This window comes from Streptomyces sp. NPDC054956 (assembly GCF_053609185.1).
Genome location: NZ_JBSGXB010000164.1, coordinates 1 through 16829 on the forward strand (window position 1 = coordinate 1; position 16829 = coordinate 16829).

Below are 16829 nucleotides of genomic sequence, written 5' to 3' on the forward strand. Positions count from 1 at the left end.
TGGCGGTGGCGGGACGGTTCGTCCTTCCCCCGGCTGGTACAGCTCTGCGGGCCTTCGGGCAGCGGGAAGAGCACGTACGCCCGCGGCCTGCCCGGCGTGGAGGCGTACATCGCCCTGGACGACCTGCGCGCGGCGCGGGGAGCCCGCTCGGACCAGCGGGACAACGCGGACGTGCTCCGCGAGGGCCTGGACCGGCTGGACTCGGCGCTGGCCGCCGCCGCACCGCGCGGTGGCACGGTCGTCTGGGACGCCACGTCCCTGACCGGGCAGCAGCGCGGGCTGGCCGGAGCGGTCGCGCGGCGGCGCGACGCGCTGGTCACGCACGCCGTGGTCCTGGTCACGGAGGCGGAGCTGCTGCGCCGCAACGCCACGCGCGCGCATCCCGTACCGGCCGGGGTGCTGACCTCGCAGCTGCGCCGGTTCGCGCCGCCGTATCCCGGTGAGGCGCACCGCACCCGGTACATCGGTGCCGGCGGGACGGTGGAGGACGCGGCGGGCACCATCGGTACGGGGAACGGGAGTTGGACGGATCCGTCCGCGACGGCCCGCGCGGCGGGGACGGCCACGGAGACGGGGACGGCCACGGCGACGACTGCGCAAACGACTACGGGCGGGGACCACTGATGCGCACCAGCGAGGAGCTCTACCACCAGGTCCGCTGGGACCCGCGCTTCGATCCGGCGCGCTTCACCCTCGGGTTGCTCCAGCGCGGAGCCGCGCCCAAGCGCGTCCCGCTGCCCTCGTTCGTTCCCGGGGGCGACATCCCCTGGCACCGGGTGCTGTTCGTGGAGGCGGACGGCGTGCTGGTGTGGGACCGCGCCACGGGTGTCGACGTCATCGACAGCACCCCGGCCGGGCGGGTCCGCGATCCGAGGCTGCTGCGGGCGCCGTTCTTCACCGCGCGGACGCCGTACGTGTGGGACCCGTCGGCCGGGGACGGAGCGTGGCTGCCGGCGCCCGAGGGCGCCACGCCCGGCCCGGGTCCGGCGCGGGTGCGGCTGCTGACGTGGAACACGCTGTGGGACCGGTACGACGCCCCGCTCATCGCCACCGCGCGGCGCAGGCCGCTGCTGCTGGCCGACCTGGCCGCCGCCGACGCCGACGTGATCGCGCTCCAGGAAGTGGAGCGCGAGCTGCTCGCGATGCTGCTCGCCGAGCCGTGGGTGCGGTCCGAGTACACCGTCGCCGCCGATCCCGGCGGCCGGGAGGTGGCCGACAGCGGACTGCTGGTGCTGAGCCGGCTCCCGGTGCGGGAGGCCGGGGTGCACGAGCTGGGTCCGCACAAGGCGGTCGTCGCGGTCACGGTGGACACGGCCGACGGGCCGCTGGTGGTCGCGGCCACACATCTGACGAGCGATCACACCGAACGCGGTGCGGACCGGCGCGACGTCGAACTGGCCCGGATGTCTGAGGGTTTGGCGGGCATCGGGACGCAGGCCCATGTCGCGCTGCTCGGGGACTTCAACGACGGCCGCTCGGGGGCCGAGGGTCCGGCGGCCGCGCTGGGGGTGCGGGACGCCTGGAACGAGGTGCACGGGCCGGCCGACGGGACCGCGACCTTCGATCCGGTCGCCAATCCGCTCGCGGCGGTGGGCTCGCTGTCCGGACGGGCAGCCCGGCTGGACCGGATCCTGCTGCGGTCGGCGTCGGCCCGGGTGACGCGGGCCGCGCTGCGCGGCAACTCTCCTTCTCCGGAAGGGCTGTTCGTCTCCGACCACTACGGGGTCGAGGCCGCGCTGGAGTTCGGCGCGGTGGACGGCGAGGGGTACGCGGCGCGGACCCTGGACGTGGGCTCGACGGCGCGGACGGCGGTGGCGTGGCTGCCGCCGCACGACCCGGCGGTGGAAGCGGTGCGGCGGGAGCTCGATCCGCAGGCGGAGCGCTGGCCCGCGCACGTGAACCTGCTGTTCGGCTTCGTACCCGAGTCCTCCTTCGAGCAGGCCCTGCCGCTGCTGTCCCAAGTCGCTGCGCGGACTGCGCCGTTCACCACGCGGCTGGAGGGCGTGCACAGCTTCGGCTCGACCCTGTGGCTGGACCCGGCGGCGTCCGGCGACGCCCCGTGGCAGGAACTGCGGCGGGCACTGGCCCTGCGGTTCCCCGGGTGCCGGGTGCGGGGTGAGGGCTTCACCCCGCACCTGACGCTGGGCAGCAGTGGGGATCCGCTCCGCGCGGAGCGGGAACTGGCCGCCCGCCTGGGCGCAGGCCGGTCCACCCTGGTCGGTTCCCTGGCCGTCCTGTCGCGACGGGGCGACGGACCGATGCGGGTCAGGGCCACGGTCGGCCTGGGCACGGGCGAGATCGACTGGGCTCAGGAGCCGCCCCGCGCCGGCGCCGCGAGAGAGCTGGTCACCGAGCCGGCCGCCGAACCGGCCGCCGAGCGGATCGCGGCGCGGATCTCGGCGCGGATCTCGGCGGCGCTGCCGGAGGGGGTCGTGCACGTGGCCGGCTCGCGGCGGATGGGCTGCGCGCTGCCCGGCGCTGACCTGGACCTGGTGGCCGCGCTGCCGGGGGCCGTAGGCATCGCGGAGGTACGGGCGCGGGTGGCTTCGGCGCTCCCGGAGGCGGAACGGCTCCGGGAGGTCACGGGGGCACGGGTGCCCGGGCTGCGGCTGCGTGCGGCCGGGCTGGACGTGGACCTGGTGGTCGTGGCCACCGGGCCGGTCCCGCCCGGGTCCGCGGTGGCCGGGCGCGCCGGTCTCGGCGAGGCGGCGGCGGTGGCACTGAGCGCGGTGAGCGACGCCGAGGCGGTACGCGCCTTCGTGGGCCCGGAGCACGCGGCGTTCGCCCGGCTGGCGCGCGAGGCGAAGGCCTGGGCCGCGTCCCGCGGCCTGGACTCGGCCCCGTTCGGCGGTCTTCCGGGTCTGGCCTGGGCGGTCATGGCGGCCCACACGGTCCGCGCCGTCGCCGACCGGGCCGCCACCGGCCGGGCCGCCACCGATCTCTCCCCCGGCCCCCTGCTCCGCGCGTTCTTCGCCACCTGGGCCGCCTGGGACTGGCGTACCCCGGTGGCCCTGCAGCCGTCCCCGGACGCCACCGCCGAGTCCCGCCCGGGGGAAGCCGGGGCCGTCACCGTCCTCACTCCCTCCGCTCCGGTGCGCAGCTGCACCGCCCAGGTCGGTGACGGAATGCGCGATCTGCTCGTTCGGGAGCTGTACACGGCATGGGAGGCGCTGGAGGACGGCGGCGACGCGGACACCATCGCCGGGGCCCCGCCCCTGCACCGCCGGCACGCCGCCTGGGCCGTGGTCACGGTGACCGGGGTCCGGCCCGGCGAGTTCGAGGAGAACCTCGGGCGGACGCGCGGCCGACTCCGCGCCCTGCTCGGCGTGTTGTCGCAGGCCCGCTTCGAGGACGTACACGCCTGGCCCCGCCCGTTCGAGCGGACCGGGACCCTGGCCCGCTACGCGATCGGCCTGGGCGCCGCTCCGCCGGACGCGCGCACCCTGGACGCTCTCGCCGCTCCTTGGTCGGCGACCCTCCCGGGCACCGAAGTGACCTGGACGGACGGCGGCGTGGTCCCCGACCTGCCCCGAGCCCCAGGCCTTGTCGACAAGTAACGAACGCACGCGTCCTCCTGAGCCTTCGTCGGCTCCCACGCTCCGAACGGGCACCGAGCACGCCGAAGGCTCTCCGACCGAGCTCCGCCCCGCCGTAGCGGGCACGGCGAGACGGAGCGGTCAGAGCCTCAGTACAGCCCTGTGAAGTTTTTTCGTCAACACTTTTCACAAGGATTGAAGAAACTCCAAGTTCACAGGCCTGATGCGCAATTGACACACCTTTTGATCTTCAGTTCATGAACGTTCAAACCCTTGACGGCCTACGCCCCGGGCAGTTCACTCACGCTTCGATCCCCCCGGATCCAAGACGTCAGGAGTCGCCCCGCATGCCCCTCCTCTCCGATCACCCCCCACGTCCCTCGCGGCTGACCGTCGCGACCCTCGCGGCCGCCCTGGTCGCGGCCCTCCTCGTGCTCCTCCCGAGCACCGCCGCGACCGCGGCGCCCACGCTCCTCTCGCAGGGCAAGAACGTCACCGCCTCGTCCATCGAGGGCGCCGGCACCCCCGCGTCCGCCGCCGTGGACGGCAACAACGGCACCCGCTGGTCGAGCCAGTTCGCCGATCCGCAGTGGATACAGGTCGACCTCGGCGCCCCCGCCCAGGTGAGCCAGGTCGTCCTGCGCTGGGAGACCGCCGCCGCGAAGGCGTACCGCGTCGAGCTGTCCAGCGACGGCGCCAACTGGTCCACGGCCTACTCGACCGCCAGCGGCACCGGCGGCGTGCAGACCCACGACATCACCGGCACCGCACGCTTCGTCCGCGTGTACGGCACCCAGCGCACCACCGGATACGGCTACTCGCTCTGGGAGTTCCAGGTGTACGGGACCACCGGCACCGGCCCGACCCTCCCCGGCGGTGGCGACCTCGGCCCCAACGTGATCGTCTTCGATCCGTCCACGCCGAACATCCAGGCCAAGCTGGACGAGGTCTTCGCCCGGCAGGAGTCGGCCCAGTTCGGCTCCGGCCGCTACCAGTTCCTCTTCAAGCCGGGTACCTACAACGGCCTCAACGCCCAGATCGGCTTCTACACCTCGATCTCCGGTCTCGGCCTGAACCCGGACGACACCACCATCAACGGCGACGTGACCGTCGACGCGGGCTGGTTCAACGGCAACGCCACGCAGAACTTCTGGCGTTCGGCCGAGAACCTCGCCCTCAACCCGGTGAACGGCACCGACCGCTGGGCCGTCTCCCAGGCGGCTCCCTTCCGCCGGATGCACGTCAAGGGCGGGCTCAACCTCGCTCCCAGCGGCTACGGCTGGGCCTCGGGCGGCTACATCGCCGACTCGAAGATCGACGGCCAGGTCGGCAACTACTCCCAGCAGCAGTGGTACACCCGTGACAGCTCCATCGGCGGCTGGTCCAACAGCGTCTGGAACCAGGTCTTCTCCGGCACCGTCGGGGCGCCCGCCCAGGGCTTCCCGGAGCCGCGCTACACCACGCTCGACACCACCCCGGTCTCCCGGGAGAAGCCGTTCCTCTACCTGGACGGCTCCGAGTACAAGGTGTTCGTCCCGGCCAAGCGCGTGAACGCGCGCGGCACTTCGTGGGGCAACGGCACCCCCCAGGGCACGTCGATCCCGCTGAGTCAGTTCTACGTCGTCAAGCCGGGCACGAGCGCCGCGACGATGAACCAGGCGCTGGCCCAGGGCCTGCACCTGCTGTTCACCCCGGGCGTATACCACGTCGACCAGACCGTCCAGGTCAACCGCGCCGACACGGTCGTCCTGGGCCTCGGCCTCGCCACCCTCGTCCCGGACAACGGGGTGACGGCGATAAAGGTCGCCGACGTCGACGGCGTGAAGCTCGCGGGCTTCCTGATCGACGCGGGCCAGGTCAACTCCCCCACCCTGCTCGAGGTCGGCCCGGCCGGCACCACCACGGACCACGCGGCGAACCCGACCACCGTCCAGGACGTCTTCGTCCGGGTCGGCGGAGCGGGCGCGGGCAAGGCCACGGTCGGCATGGTGATCAACAACCACGACACGATCGTCGACCACACCTGGATCTGGCGCGCCGACCACGGCGACGGGGTGGGCTGGGAGACCAACCGCTCCGACTACGGGTTCCGCGTCAACGGTGACGACGTACTGGCCACCGGCCTGTTCGTGGAGCACTTCAACAAGTACGACGTGGAGTGGAACGGCGAGCGCGGCCGGACGATCTTCTTCCAGAACGAGAAGGCGTACGACGCCCCCAACCAGGCCGCCGTCCAGAACGGTTCGGTCAAGGGCTTCGCGGCCTACAAGGTGGCCGGCTCGGTCAACACGCACGAGGGCTGGGGCCTGGGCAGCTACTGCTACTACAACGTCGACCCGACGATCCGTCAGGACCACGGCTTCGAGGTCCCGGTGAAGCCCGGCGTGAAGTTCCACGACCTCCTCGTTGTCTCGCTCGGCGGCAACGGCCAGTACGAGCACGTCATCAACGACACGGGCGCCCCGACCTCGGGCACCTCGACCACCCCGTCCACCGTCGTCTCGTTCCCCTGATCCCCACCTGATCCCCGGTTCGCGGGGCGGCCACCGGCCGCCCCGCGTTTTCCGGACACCCGAGAGAGCGCTCTCCCAACCCCTCTCCCCTCCCAGAAGGAGCCGAACGATGAAACTCCGACCGCGGGCCCTGTCCGCCTCACTGGTTTCGGCGGCCGTCGCCGTGACCGCGGCCGCCGGGCTCGGCGCCACCGCCCTCACCGCGCAGGCCACTCCCGACTCCGGCGCCGTCCACATGAACATGGACCACTCCGCCGTGGCCGCGATCGCCGGGGGCGACGACCCCGACGGCGACGGCTACATCCCGGCCGTTCCGCAGGTCACCGGCGTGACCCCGTCCTGGAACAACCCGCCGGACCGCTACTTCCACGAGTTCCAGGCCAACTGTTCGGTCACCAGGACCGCGCCCGACGACCCGATCGTGTACGCGGGCCGGCCCGGCGCCTCGCACGACCACACCTTCATGGGCAACACCGGCACGAACGCCAACAGCACCACCGCTTCGCTCAGCGCGGGCGGCACGGCCTGCACCGCGCTCGGCGACCTCTCCGGCTACTGGATGCCGACGCTCTTCAACGGCAGCCAGAAGGTCCTGCCCACCGGCCCCCAGGTGATCTACTACAAGACCGGGGTCACCGACTACACGAGCGTGCGCCCCTTCCCCAAGGGTCTGCGGTTCGTCGTCGGCAGCCCGACGCAGACGGCGGCCGAGTTCCGCGGCCACAAGGGCTGGGTCGAGGGCTGGGAGTGCGGCGACAGCTTCAAGAACACCGAGTTCCCGGCCAACTGCCCGGCCGGCACCCAGCTCAACATCCGCATGCAGTCGCCCAGTTGCTGGGACGGCAAGAACCTCGACACCCCGGACCACAAGGCGCACATGGCCTACCCGGTCACGAAGCCGGGCAACAACGACAACGTCTGCCCCGCCTCCCACCCGGTCGCGGTCCCGATGGTCGAGTTCAAGATGGCCTTCCCGGTCAGCGGGGACATGTCGCAGGTCAGGCTGTCCAGCGGATCGGGCCACTCCTTCCACTACGACTTCTTCAACGCGTGGGACGAGCGCACCCTGAACGCCATGGTCGAGCACTGCATCAAGGGTGGCCTTCAGTGCAACAACCGCGGCTACGACCAGTTCCACCCGGAGGCCGGCACCGTCCTCGGCCCCGACGGCCGCCTCCCGTAGTGCGCGCCCACTCCCCCCACTTCCTCGCAGGAGGTTCCCGCATGCTCACCCGCATACGCGGCACCGTGGCCACCGCGGCCCTGCTCGCGGGCGTCGTCACCCTCGTCCCCGCGGGCCCGGCGCAAGCCGCCGGCAGCGTGGTCAAGGTGACCGGCTCCCAGGGCAACTGGCAGCTGACCGTGGACGGTTCCCCGTACCTCGTCAAGGGCGTCACCTGGGGTCCTTCCCCGGCCGACGCCGCGCGCCTGCTCCCCGACGTGAAGTCGCTGGGCGCCAACACCATCCGCACGTGGGGCACCGACGGGAGCAGCCGCCAGCTGTTCGACGCCGCCTCCGCGAACAACATCAAGGTCGTGGCCGGATTCTGGCTTCAGCCCGGCGGCGGTCCGGGCAGTGGCGGCTGCACGAACTACGTCACGGACACGACGTACAAGAACAACATGCTGGCCGAGTTCACCAAATGGGTGGAGGCCTACCGCGACCACCCGGCGGTGCTGATGTGGAACGTCGGCAACGAGTCGGTGCTCGGCCTGCAGAACTGCTACGGCGGTGCGGAGCTGGAGAACCAGCGCAACGCGTACACGAGCTTCGTGAACGACGTGGCGAAGGCGATCCACCGCGTGGACGCCAACCATCCGGTGACGTCCACCGACGCGTGGGTGGGCGCCTGGACGTACTACAAGCGCAACTCCCCCGATCTGGACCTGTACGCCGTCAACTCCTACAAGGAGGTGTGCGGGGTCAAGCAGGCCTGGGAGCAGGGTGGTTACACCAAGCCGTACATCGTCACCGAGACCGGTCCGGCCGGTGAGTGGGAGGTCCCGAACGACGCGAACGGGGTTCCGCTGGAGCCGGGCGACCAGGCGAAGGCCGACGGCTACACCAATGCGTGGAACTGCGTCACGGGCCACCGGGGGGTGGCGCTGGGCGCGACGGTCTTCCACTACGGCACCGAGTACGACTTCGGCGGGCACTGGTTCAACCTGACCCCGGCCGGGGAGCGCCGCAAGATGTACTACGCGGTCAAGCGCGCCTACGGGGGCGGCACGGCGGGCGACAACCTCCCGCCGACCGTGGCCGTCCCCTCCGTCGCCGACCCGGGCGCCGTCCCGGCCGGCAAGGAGATCACCGTGCAGGCCCCGGCGACCGACCCCGAGGGCGACCGGCTCTCGTACGAGGTGCTCTGGGGAAGCAAGTACGTGGACGGTGGCGGCGGGCTGGTCTCCGTGCCGTCCACGCACCTGGGCAACGGCACGCTCAAGGTCACCGCGCCGGCCAGGACCGGGGTGTGGAAGCTCTACGTCAAGGTGAAGGACGGCCGGGGCAACGTGGGCGTCGAGCAGCGCTCGGTGAAGGTGGTCCCGCCGCCGGTGGCGGGCACGAACGTGGCGCTGAACCGGCCGACGACCGCCTCGACCTTCCAGAACGACGGCTGGGGCGGCTGCCCGTGCACCCCGCAGCTGGCCACGGACGGCAACAACACTACGCGTTGGGCGAGTTCGTGGGCCGATCCCCAGTGGCTCCAGGTCGACCTGGGCTCGGTCAAGCAGCTGAAGCACGCGCAGTTGGTGTGGGAGACCGCGTACGGGAAGGCGTACACGATCCAGGTGTCGGACGACGGCCAGAACTGGCGGACCGCGTACGCCACTTCGACCGGCGACGGCGGCATCGACGACTTCGACGTCTCCGCGTCGGGCCGGTACGTGCGCCTGGACATGACCCAGCGGGGAACCGGTTACGGCTACTCCCTGTTCCACTTCGGCGTCTACGCCTGACCCCGGCCCGACGCCCCGCACGCTCCGCGCGCCGCCCGTACCTGACCCGGGCGGCGCGCGGTCGCGTCTACCGGGCGGAGGCGGGGACGGGGCGTGCGGCCGGGGCGGCGCTCAGGCTCCACCACACCGAGGCCAGCAGCAGGACGCCCGGGGTGATGCCCGAGACGGCCGCGATGACGGGCAGGCCGAGGCCGGCTGCGGCCAGGACCAGGCCGGCGGCGCCGCAGAGGGACATGGCGGCGGCCAGCCGGTTCAGCGAGGGCATCGACCAGACGGCGGCGAGGCCGAAGAAGTGCACTCCGACGACCAGGGCGATCCACGGGAGGCTGGCGTCGGGGAGGTGCAGGATCCTGTTGAGGACCAGGAGGCCGCCCACCGCGGCCACCACCTCGGCGGCCACGACGAGGCGGTAGCCGCGCCCGAAGCGGCGGGGCGCGGGGTCCGCGCCGGCGCTCCCCTCGCCTCCCGGCGGGCCGACGGCCACGGAGTCCGCCTCGCCCGCGGCCCCGCGGGACCTGCGGATCGCGAGGACCAGGGCGAGGAACGCGGCGATCGCGAGTCCGCGCAGCGGAGCGCCGATGGCCAGGGGAAGTGCGCCGGCGTTGGCCACGATGAAGACCAGTCCGAAGACGGCTCCGACGAGGGCGGCTGTCCGGTGTGTTCTCACAGCGGACAGTCTCACCGATGTGGATCTTCGAATGAAACCGGCGGCCGCCGCTCAGACCTCCAGGACGATCTTCCCGGCGGTGTGCCCGGCCCGGCTCAGCTCGAAGGCGGCGGCCAGTTCGGCCAGCGGGAAGGTCTCGGCGACGGTGACGGTGAGCTGCCCGGCGTCGGCGAGCCGGCCCAGCTCCGCCAGGTCGCTGCCGACCGGCCTGACCCACATCCACTGACCGCCGGCGCCGAGGACGGTGTGGTCGGCGATGGAGGCGTGCCGGCCGCCCTCGGCCAGCACCGCCAGGGTGGTGTCGAGGACTCCTCCGACGAAGTCGGCCACGACGGTGACCCCGTCGGGCGCCAGCTCCCGGACCCGGCCCGCGAGGCCGTCCCCGTACTCGATGGGCTCACAGCCCAGCTCGCGCAGCCGGTCGTGGTTGCGGGGCGAGGCGGTGCCGATGACCCTGGCCCCGAGCGCGCGGGCGATCTGCACGCCGAGGGTGCCGACGCCGCCCGCGGCGCCGTGCACGAGGACGGTGTCGTCCTTGCCGGTGCCGAGGCGGGTGAGCAGCTGGTACGCGGTCAGGCCGGCCAGTGGCAGCCCCGCGGCCTGCCGCCAGTCCAGTGAGACGGGCTTGGGCGCGAGGGCCCGTACGGGCACGGTCACGAACTCGGCGAAGGTGCCTCCGTGCACGTAGTCCTTGCGGGCGTAGGCGATGACCTCGTCGCCTGCCGTGAACTCCGGTGTGTCGATGCCGGCGTACTCCACGGTCCCGGCCACGTCCCAGCCGGGGACGACGGGGTACACGACGTCCATGAGGCCGTCGAGCCCGCCCGCCATGATCTTCCAGTCGACGGGGTTGACGGAGGCGCAGCGGACGCGGACGAGGACCTCGCCGGGGCCGACCTTGGGTACGGGGAGCCGGGTCTCGGCGAGCACCTCCGTCCCGCCGTACGTCTCGTACGCCATGGCCCGCATGGTGCCCTCTGCCTCTTCGGACATGCGCCTCGCCTCTCCGTGAACCGGTCGTGTCTGACCCCTTCTCCATCCCACCACGAAAGGCCGCGCCCGCCCGGGGAGGACGGGCGGGCGCGGCGCGGCGGAGCCGGGGGCGGGACGGAAACCTCCGGAGCTCGTGGTCGGGGGCGGTGGCCGGGACGGAGCGGGCGGGCGGGGCCTACAGGGCCCGGTGGGCGGCGATCACGTCCGCGTAGTGCCGGCCGCTGGTCTTGATGGTGCGCCGCTGCGTGGCGTAGTCCACGTGGACCAGCCCGAACCGCTTGTCGTAGCCGTAGGCCCACTCGAAGTTGTCGAGCAGGGACCAGGCGTAGTACCCGGCCAGCGGTGCGCCGCGGCGCACCGCGCGGGCGCACGCGGCCAGGTGGGCCGTGAGGTAGGCGGTCCGCTCGGGGTCGTGGACGGTGCCGTCGGGGGCGACGGTGTCGGGGTACGAAGAGCCGTTCTCGGTGATGAGGATGCGCCGGGCGCCGTACTCCTCGGCCAGGCGCACGATCAGGGTCTCCAGGCCGTCGGCGTCCACCTCCCAGTCCATGCCGGTGCGCGGGACGCCGGGCCGCTCGGTCATCCGCGCGTAGGGGGCGGGGCCGTCCGGGTCGGCGGTGACCACCTGCGGGAAGTAGTAGTTCAGGCCGATCCAGTCCAGCGGGGCGGCGATGGTGTCGAGGTCGCCGGGGCGTTCGGGCAGCTCCACGCCGTAGACCTCGCGCATGTCGGCGGGGAAACCGCGGCCGTGGACGGGGTCGAGCCACCAGCGGTTGACGTGGCCGTCCATGCGCCGGGCGGCGGCCCGGTCGGAGTCGCTGTCGCCCGCGGGTACGACGGTGGAGAGGTTGTTGACGATGCCGATCTGCGCGCCGGGTGCTGCGGCACGGATGGCCTGCGTCGCGAGCCCGTGGCCGAGCAGCAGGTGGTAGGAGGCGCGGACGGCGGCGGTGAGGTCGCTGACGCCGGGGGCCATCCTGCCTTCGAGGTGGCCGATCCAGGCGGAGCACAGCGGTTCGTTGAGGGTGGCCCACTGGGTGACGCGGTCGCCGAGGCGTCCCGCGACGAGGCCGGCGTACGAGGCGAAGTGCTCGGCGGTGGCCCGCTCGGGCCAGCCGCCCCGGTCCTGGAGGGCCTGGGGCAGGTCCCAGTGGTAGAGGGTGACGGAGGGTTCGATGCCGGCGGCGAGCAGTCCGTCGATCAGCCGGTCGTAGAAGTCGAGGCCCTTCTCGTTGGCGGGGCCGTCGCCGCCGGGCAGCACGCGGGGCCAGGCGACGGAGAGCCGGTAGGCGTTGGTGCCGAGCTGCCGCATCAGGTCGATGTCGCCCTGCCAGCGGTGGTAGTGGTCGCAGGCGGTGTCGCCGTTGTGGCCGCCGTCGATGGCGCCGGGGGTGCGGGTGAAGGTGTCCCAGATGGAGGGGGCGCGGCCGTCCTCGGCCACGGCGCCCTCGATCTGGTAGGCGGAGGTCGCGGTCCCCCAGACGAAGTCCCTCGGGAGCGCGGCGAGATCGATGGAGGCGGGGTCGAAGGAGGTGCGGGCCGGGGCGAGGCGGCCCGCCTCGAAACGGGTTTCCGAAAGGGTCATTTGACGGCTCCTGCCGTGAGTCCGGCCACCAAGTACCGCTGGAGCAGCAGGAATCCGGCGACGACGGGGATGCTGACGACGAGCGAGGCGGCCATGATCTGGTTCCAGTAGACGTCGTTCTGCGTGGAGTAGCCCTGCAGACCGATGGCCAGGGTGCGGGTGGCGTCGTTCGTCATGACGGAGGCGAAGAGGACCTCGCCCCACGCGGTCATGAACGCGTAGACGGCGACGGCGACGATGCCGGGTACGGCGGCCGGGATGACGACGCGGAAGAGCGCGCCGAGCGGTCCGCAGCCGTCCACGGTGGCGGCCTCGTCGAGGTCGCGCGGCACCGAGTCGAAGTACCCGATGAGCATCCAGATGGAGAAGGGGAGGGAGAAAGTGAGGTAGGTGAGGATCAGCCCGCCCCGGGAGCCGTACAGGGCGATCCCGGTGCTGTTGCCGATGTTCACGAAGATCAGGAACAGCGGGAGGAGGAAGAGGATGCCGGGGAACATCTGCGTGGAGAGCACGGTCACCGTGAACAGGCGCTTGCCGCGGAACCGGTAGCGGCTGACCGCGTACGCCGCGAAGACGGCGATCACGACGGAGCAGGCGGTGGCCGCGCCCGCCACGATCAGGGAGTTCACGAAGTACTTGGCGAGCGGGATGGTGTGCCAGATGTCGATGTAGGGGCGGACGGTGAGGCCGCTGGGGATCCAGCGGAACTGTCCGGCCACGTCCTTGAGCGGTTTGAGCGAGCTGGTGACCATCACGTAGACGGGCACGAGGACGAACACCGCGAGGACCGTGAGGAAGAGCGCCCGGATCACCTTGAAGGACGTCGGCGGATCGAGGGGCGACTTCCTGCGGGTGCTCGTACGAGGGCGCGTACGGGTACCGGTCCGCGCGAGGCGGCCGTGGTCAGGCATCGGATCGGCTCCGTCCGCGCGTCGTGAGGAACAGGTACACGGCGGTGACCAGCAGCAGGAAGAGCAGCAGGAGTACGGACATGGCCGATCCGGTGCCGAAGTTCCAGGTCACGAAGCTGGATTGGTAGATGTGGATGGAGACGAGGTCGGCGGCTTCGGGCGCGGCCTTGCCGAACAGCACGAAGGGCGTGCCGAAGTCGTTGAAGGTCCACAGGAACAGCACGAGGACCAGGACCTGGTTGACGGCTCCGACCGAGGGCAGGGTGATCCGGCGGATCTGCTGCCAGACTCCGGCCCCGTCCAGCGCGGCGGCCTCGTAGAGGTCCTTCGGGACGTTCTGCAGGGCGGCCATCACGATGAGGAACGCGAACGGCCAGCCCTTCCAGACGGAGATGACCAGCAGCGCCCAGAAGCTGTTGTCGCCCAGCAGCCAGAAGGTGTGCTCGGCGCCGCCGAGGCCCAGCTGGTCGTGGAGGACGTGGTTCACCAGGCCGTTGTCCCGCTGGAACATGAACGCCCAGGTGATCACGGCCGCGTAGACCGGGAGCGCGTAGGGGATCAGGAACAGGGCGCGCAGGATGCCGCGGCCCCGGAAGGTCTCCTGCATGAACACGGCGGCGGCGGTGCCGAGGAACCAGCACAGTCCGACCGACAGCAGGGTGAACAGGACGGTCGTCCAGAAGGAGTGGAGCAGGGCCGCGCCGACGGGCTTGTCGATGTCGACGGCGAGTTCGTAGTTGTCGAAGCCCGACCAGGGGGCGCTGGACCAGTCGCGGATGAAGAACTGGGTCAGCTGCCGGAAGCTCATCGTGATGCCCATGACCATCGGGATCAGGTGGATGAGCAGTTCGAGGAGGAGGGCGGGCAGGAGCAGGAGGTACGGCAGGGCCGCGCGGCGGGCTCGGCCGGGGCGGCGCACGCGTGCGGTCGTGCGCCTGACCCTCCCCGCCGTGGCGACCGGTCGCTGCGCTACGGGTGCTACGGGCATGGACCCGTGCTCACTTCTGCATCTGCTGCTGGGCCTTGGTGAGCCGCGCCTTGACGGACTCGGCGGTCACCGGGCGGCCGGCCGCGGCCTCGGCGAAGAGCTCCTTGACGGCCGTACCGACGGCGGTCTCGAACTGCGACTCCTCGGGGACCTGCGGGAGCGGGGCGGCGCTGGTCGAGAGCGTGTTGCGCAGGACGGTGAGGTCGGCGTTGGAGAAGGCGGGGTCGCCCTGGGCGGCCTTGACCGGCGGGATGGAGCCGTAGGTCTTGTTGAGGAGCTTCTGCTCCTCGTCGCTGGTCATGAACTTCACGAACTTCAGGGCGCCGTCGATGTTGTCGGTGTTCTTGAAGACGGCCAGGTTGATGCCGGCGACCATGGAGTTGACGTTCTTGCCGGTGCCGGGGGTGCCGCCGGCCGGCACCGGGACGGGGGCGACCCCCCAGTCGCCCTCCTTCATCCCCTGGGTCTTGAAGCTGCTGGCCGCGCTCTGCCAGAGGACCATGGCGGTCTTGCCGTTGGCGAAGTCCTGGAGCGACTGGTTCTTGTCGTACTCCGCGTTGCCCGGCGCGATGATCTTGTCCTTGGCCATCAGGTCGACGTACTGCTTGACGGCCTCGACGTTGGCGGGGGTGTCGAAGGTGGGCTTGCCGGAGGCGTCGAAGAAGCTCGCGCCGTGCTGCTGGGAGAAGACGAAGGCCTGGTGGATGTTGTTGGAGAGGTTCGAACCCTCGGCGCCCAGTGCCCACTTGCCGTCCTTGGACAGCTTCTGGCCGATGGTGACCATCTCGTCCCAGGTGGCCGGGGGCTTCTCGATGCCCGCCTCCTGGAACATCTTCTTGTTGTAGTAGAGCGCGTACGACATCGAGTACAGGGGGACGGCGGCCGGGTCCTTGCCGGCGGCGCCCGCCGAGCCGATGGCCGATTCGACGAAGCGGTCCTTGCCTCCGATGGCCTCGAAGTTCTTGGCGTCCCAGGGCAGCAGGGCCCCGGTGGCCTGGAGGGAGGAGGACCAGGTGTTGCCGATGTTGAGGACGTCCGGGCCCTGCCCGGAGGCGGTGGCGGCGAGGATGCGGTTGAGCAGGTCCGACCACGGGACCACTTCGAGCTTGACCTTGATGCCGGTCTGCTCCTCGAACTTCTTCAGCTCCGGGCCGAGGGTCGCCTGGTCCGCCGCGATGTCGGGGCCCTGGTTGGAGGCCCAGTAGGTGAGCTCCTTGGGGGCGGTGTTCGATCCGCCCCCGTTGTCCGCGGATCCGCCCCCGCAGGCGGTGGCGGCTGCGAGCATGGAGACGGTGACGGCGGTGACGGCGGCGGCTCGGGTTCTGCGCATGGCGGCTCGGTCCCTTTCGGCAAGGTGGGAAGAAAGACCCGGGCGGCTCGACTGCCCGGCCCCAACCGGGTGTTCGGACGCTCCGTTTGATCCAGGCCTTAATTTAGGACGTGAGTTAAGCCTCGTGAAAGGGTCGCGTCAAGGGGTCGCGCAAGGGTATGTTGCGATCGATGTCAGGGCGGAAGGAGCCACATGACCACGGGGCGCAGTGGACGTACGGTGCGGGACCTGCGAAGGGGCAACCGCAGTGCCGTACTGCAGCGGTTGTACTTCGGCGGGCCGATGAGCCGGCAGGAGCTCGGCCCCGCCACCGGCCTGAGCTCCGGATCCGTCAGCAATGTGGTCGGCGAGCTCGTCGCGGACGGGCTCCTGGAGGAAGCGGGCATCGTCGACTCCGACGGCGGCCGCCCCCGTACGCTGCTGCGGATCGCCCCGGGCAGCGCCCACATGATCGGGATCGACGTGGGCGAAACCCGGGTCAGGGTCGAGCTGTTCGACCTCACCCTCACCGAACTGGCGCGCACCGAGCTCCCGTTGCAGCCGCGCGGCTGCTACGACGTCGACCCGATCGTCGACCACGTCCGGACCGGGATCGCCACCGTGCTCGCGGAGGCGGGGGTCGGCACGGACCGGCTGCTGGGGGTCGGGATCGGCGTGCCCGGCATCGTGGACCGCGACGCGCCGGGCGGAACCGTGGTCCACGGGCAGACGATCGGCTGGGACGCGGTCCCGCTGGAGGCCCTGCTGCGCGCGACGGGAGCCGTACCGGACGAGGTCCCGTACATCATCGACAACGGAGCGCGCACGCTCGGCCAGGCCGAGATGTGGTTCGGCGCCGGGCGCGGCGCGCGGGACGCGGTGGTCGTGCTCTTCGGCTCCGGCGTCGGCGCGAGCCTGATCACCGACGGCTCGACGGACGGCGGCGCCACCGAGGGCACCGCGCTGGAGTGGGGCCACCTGACGGTCCAGGTCCGGGGCCGGCGCTGCCGGTGCGGGGCGCTGGGCTGCCTGGAGGCCTACACGGGCGCCGAGTCACTGCTGGCGCGGTGGGCGGAGCTCGGTGGCGGCGGCGAGGCGGTCGAGGGGGACGCCTGGGACGAGGAGGACGCCGTGGCCGCGCTGCTGGCGGCGGCGGACGGCGGCGACGCGGTCGCCCTGGAGGTCCTCGACGAGACGGCCGAGTACCTGGGCGCGGGCCTGTCGGACGTGATCAACCTGTTCCAGCCGGAGCGCATCCTGATCGGCGGCTGGGCGGGCCTGATGCTGGGCCCGCACATCCTCCCGTCGGTCCGGGAACACGCGACGCGCTACTCGCTGCGCCACCCGGCGGCCCGGGTCACCATCGACA

General features: G+C 71.7%; 12 protein-coding genes. 6 read left to right on the forward strand and 6 right to left on the reverse strand.

The window, feature by feature from the left end; genetic code table 11:
• From ACWGDE_RS23755 to ACWGDE_RS23775, 5 genes are all read left to right on the forward strand, one after another.
• On the forward strand, positions 1–624 hold a 624-nt coding region (locus ACWGDE_RS23755; RefSeq protein WP_453391021.1), incomplete at its 5' end, for an AAA family ATPase.
• Positions 624–3557, forward strand: a complete 2934-nt coding sequence (locus tag ACWGDE_RS23760) for an RNA repair domain-containing protein (protein WP_453391022.1) — start codon at positions 624–626, stop codon at positions 3555–3557. The genes ACWGDE_RS23755 and ACWGDE_RS23760, both read left to right, overlap by 1 nt.
• Positions 3558–3883: 326 nt before the next feature.
• Positions 3884–6049 (forward strand): discoidin domain-containing protein, encoded by a 2166-nt coding sequence (locus tag ACWGDE_RS23765; protein WP_453391023.1) that lies wholly within the window; start codon positions 3884–3886, stop codon positions 6047–6049.
• 109 nt (positions 6050–6158) lie between these two features.
• Positions 6159–7232 (forward strand): DUF1996 domain-containing protein, encoded by a 1074-nt coding sequence (locus ACWGDE_RS23770; protein WP_453391024.1) that lies wholly within the window; start codon positions 6159–6161, stop codon positions 7230–7232.
• Between the two features lie 41 nt (positions 7233–7273).
• The gene (locus ACWGDE_RS23775; protein ID WP_453391025.1) at positions 7274–9007 is read left to right on the forward strand and encodes a discoidin domain-containing protein; all 1734 of its coding nucleotides are present in this window, start codon (positions 7274–7276) and stop codon (positions 9005–9007) included.
• A 67-nt stretch (positions 9008–9074) separates the two neighbouring features.
• On the opposite strand, the gene ACWGDE_RS23780 is transcribed toward ACWGDE_RS23775, so the two are convergent.
• From ACWGDE_RS23780 to ACWGDE_RS23805, 6 genes are all read right to left on the reverse strand, one after another.
• Positions 9075–9674, reverse strand: coding sequence for a hypothetical protein (locus ACWGDE_RS23780; protein ID WP_453391026.1), 600 nt, complete (start codon positions 9672–9674; stop codon positions 9075–9077).
• A gap of 51 nt (positions 9675–9725) precedes the next feature.
• Positions 9726–10643, reverse strand: a complete 918-nt coding sequence (locus ACWGDE_RS23785; protein ID WP_453391032.1) for an NADP-dependent oxidoreductase — start codon at positions 10641–10643, stop codon at positions 9726–9728.
• Positions 10644–10842: 199 nt separating this feature from the next.
• Positions 10843–12252: a GH1 family beta-glucosidase gene (locus ACWGDE_RS23790; protein WP_453391027.1), complete on the reverse strand. Its 1410-nt coding sequence runs from the start codon at positions 12250–12252 to the stop codon at positions 10843–10845.
• Positions 12249–13163 (reverse strand): carbohydrate ABC transporter permease, encoded by a 915-nt coding sequence (locus ACWGDE_RS23795; RefSeq protein WP_453391028.1) that lies wholly within the window; start codon positions 13161–13163, stop codon positions 12249–12251. Before ACWGDE_RS23795 ends, ACWGDE_RS23790 begins: the two co-directional genes overlap by 4 nt.
• Positions 13156–14151, reverse strand: a complete 996-nt coding sequence (locus tag ACWGDE_RS23800; protein ID WP_453391029.1) for a carbohydrate ABC transporter permease — start codon at positions 14149–14151, stop codon at positions 13156–13158. The genes ACWGDE_RS23795 and ACWGDE_RS23800 overlap by 8 nt, the downstream gene beginning before the upstream one ends.
• Positions 14152–14161: 10 nt before the next feature.
• The gene (locus tag ACWGDE_RS23805) at positions 14162–15481 is read right to left on the reverse strand and encodes an ABC transporter substrate-binding protein (protein WP_453391030.1); all 1320 of its coding nucleotides are present in this window, start codon (positions 15479–15481) and stop codon (positions 14162–14164) included.
• Between the two features lie 192 nt (positions 15482–15673).
• Between ACWGDE_RS23805 and ACWGDE_RS23810 the strand changes: the two genes are divergently transcribed.
• Positions 15674–16829, forward strand: a 1156-nt coding sequence (locus tag ACWGDE_RS23810) for an ROK family protein (protein ID WP_453391031.1), incomplete at its 3' end; no start/stop codon positions are given.

Bases quoted from the DNA above. Each gene is read 5' to 3' on its own strand.
- ACWGDE_RS23760 (WP_453391022.1), top strand. From the start codon at position 624: ATGCGCACCAGCGAGGAGCTCTACCACCAGGTCCGCTGGGACCCGCGC.
- ACWGDE_RS23765 (WP_453391023.1), top strand. From the start codon at position 3,884: ATGCCCCTCCTCTCCGATCACCCCCCACGTCCCTCGCGGCTGACCGTC.
- ACWGDE_RS23770 (WP_453391024.1), top strand. From the start codon at position 6,159: ATGAAACTCCGACCGCGGGCCCTGTCCGCCTCACTGGTTTCGGCGGCC.
- ACWGDE_RS23775 (WP_453391025.1), top strand. From the start codon at position 7,274: ATGCTCACCCGCATACGCGGCACCGTGGCCACCGCGGCCCTGCTCGCG.
- ACWGDE_RS23785 (WP_453391032.1), bottom strand. From the start codon at position 10,643: ATGCGGGCCATGGCGTACGAGACGTACGGCGGGACGGAGGTGCTCGCC.
- ACWGDE_RS23790 (WP_453391027.1), bottom strand. From the start codon at position 12,252: ATGACCCTTTCGGAAACCCGTTTCGAGGCGGGCCGCCTCGCCCCGGCC.
- ACWGDE_RS23795 (WP_453391028.1), bottom strand. From the start codon at position 13,163: ATGCCTGACCACGGCCGCCTCGCGCGGACCGGTACCCGTACGCGCCCT.
- ACWGDE_RS23800 (WP_453391029.1), bottom strand. From the start codon at position 14,151: ATGCCCGTAGCACCCGTAGCGCAGCGACCGGTCGCCACGGCGGGGAGG.
- ACWGDE_RS23805 (WP_453391030.1), bottom strand. From the start codon at position 15,481: ATGCGCAGAACCCGAGCCGCCGCCGTCACCGCCGTCACCGTCTCCATG.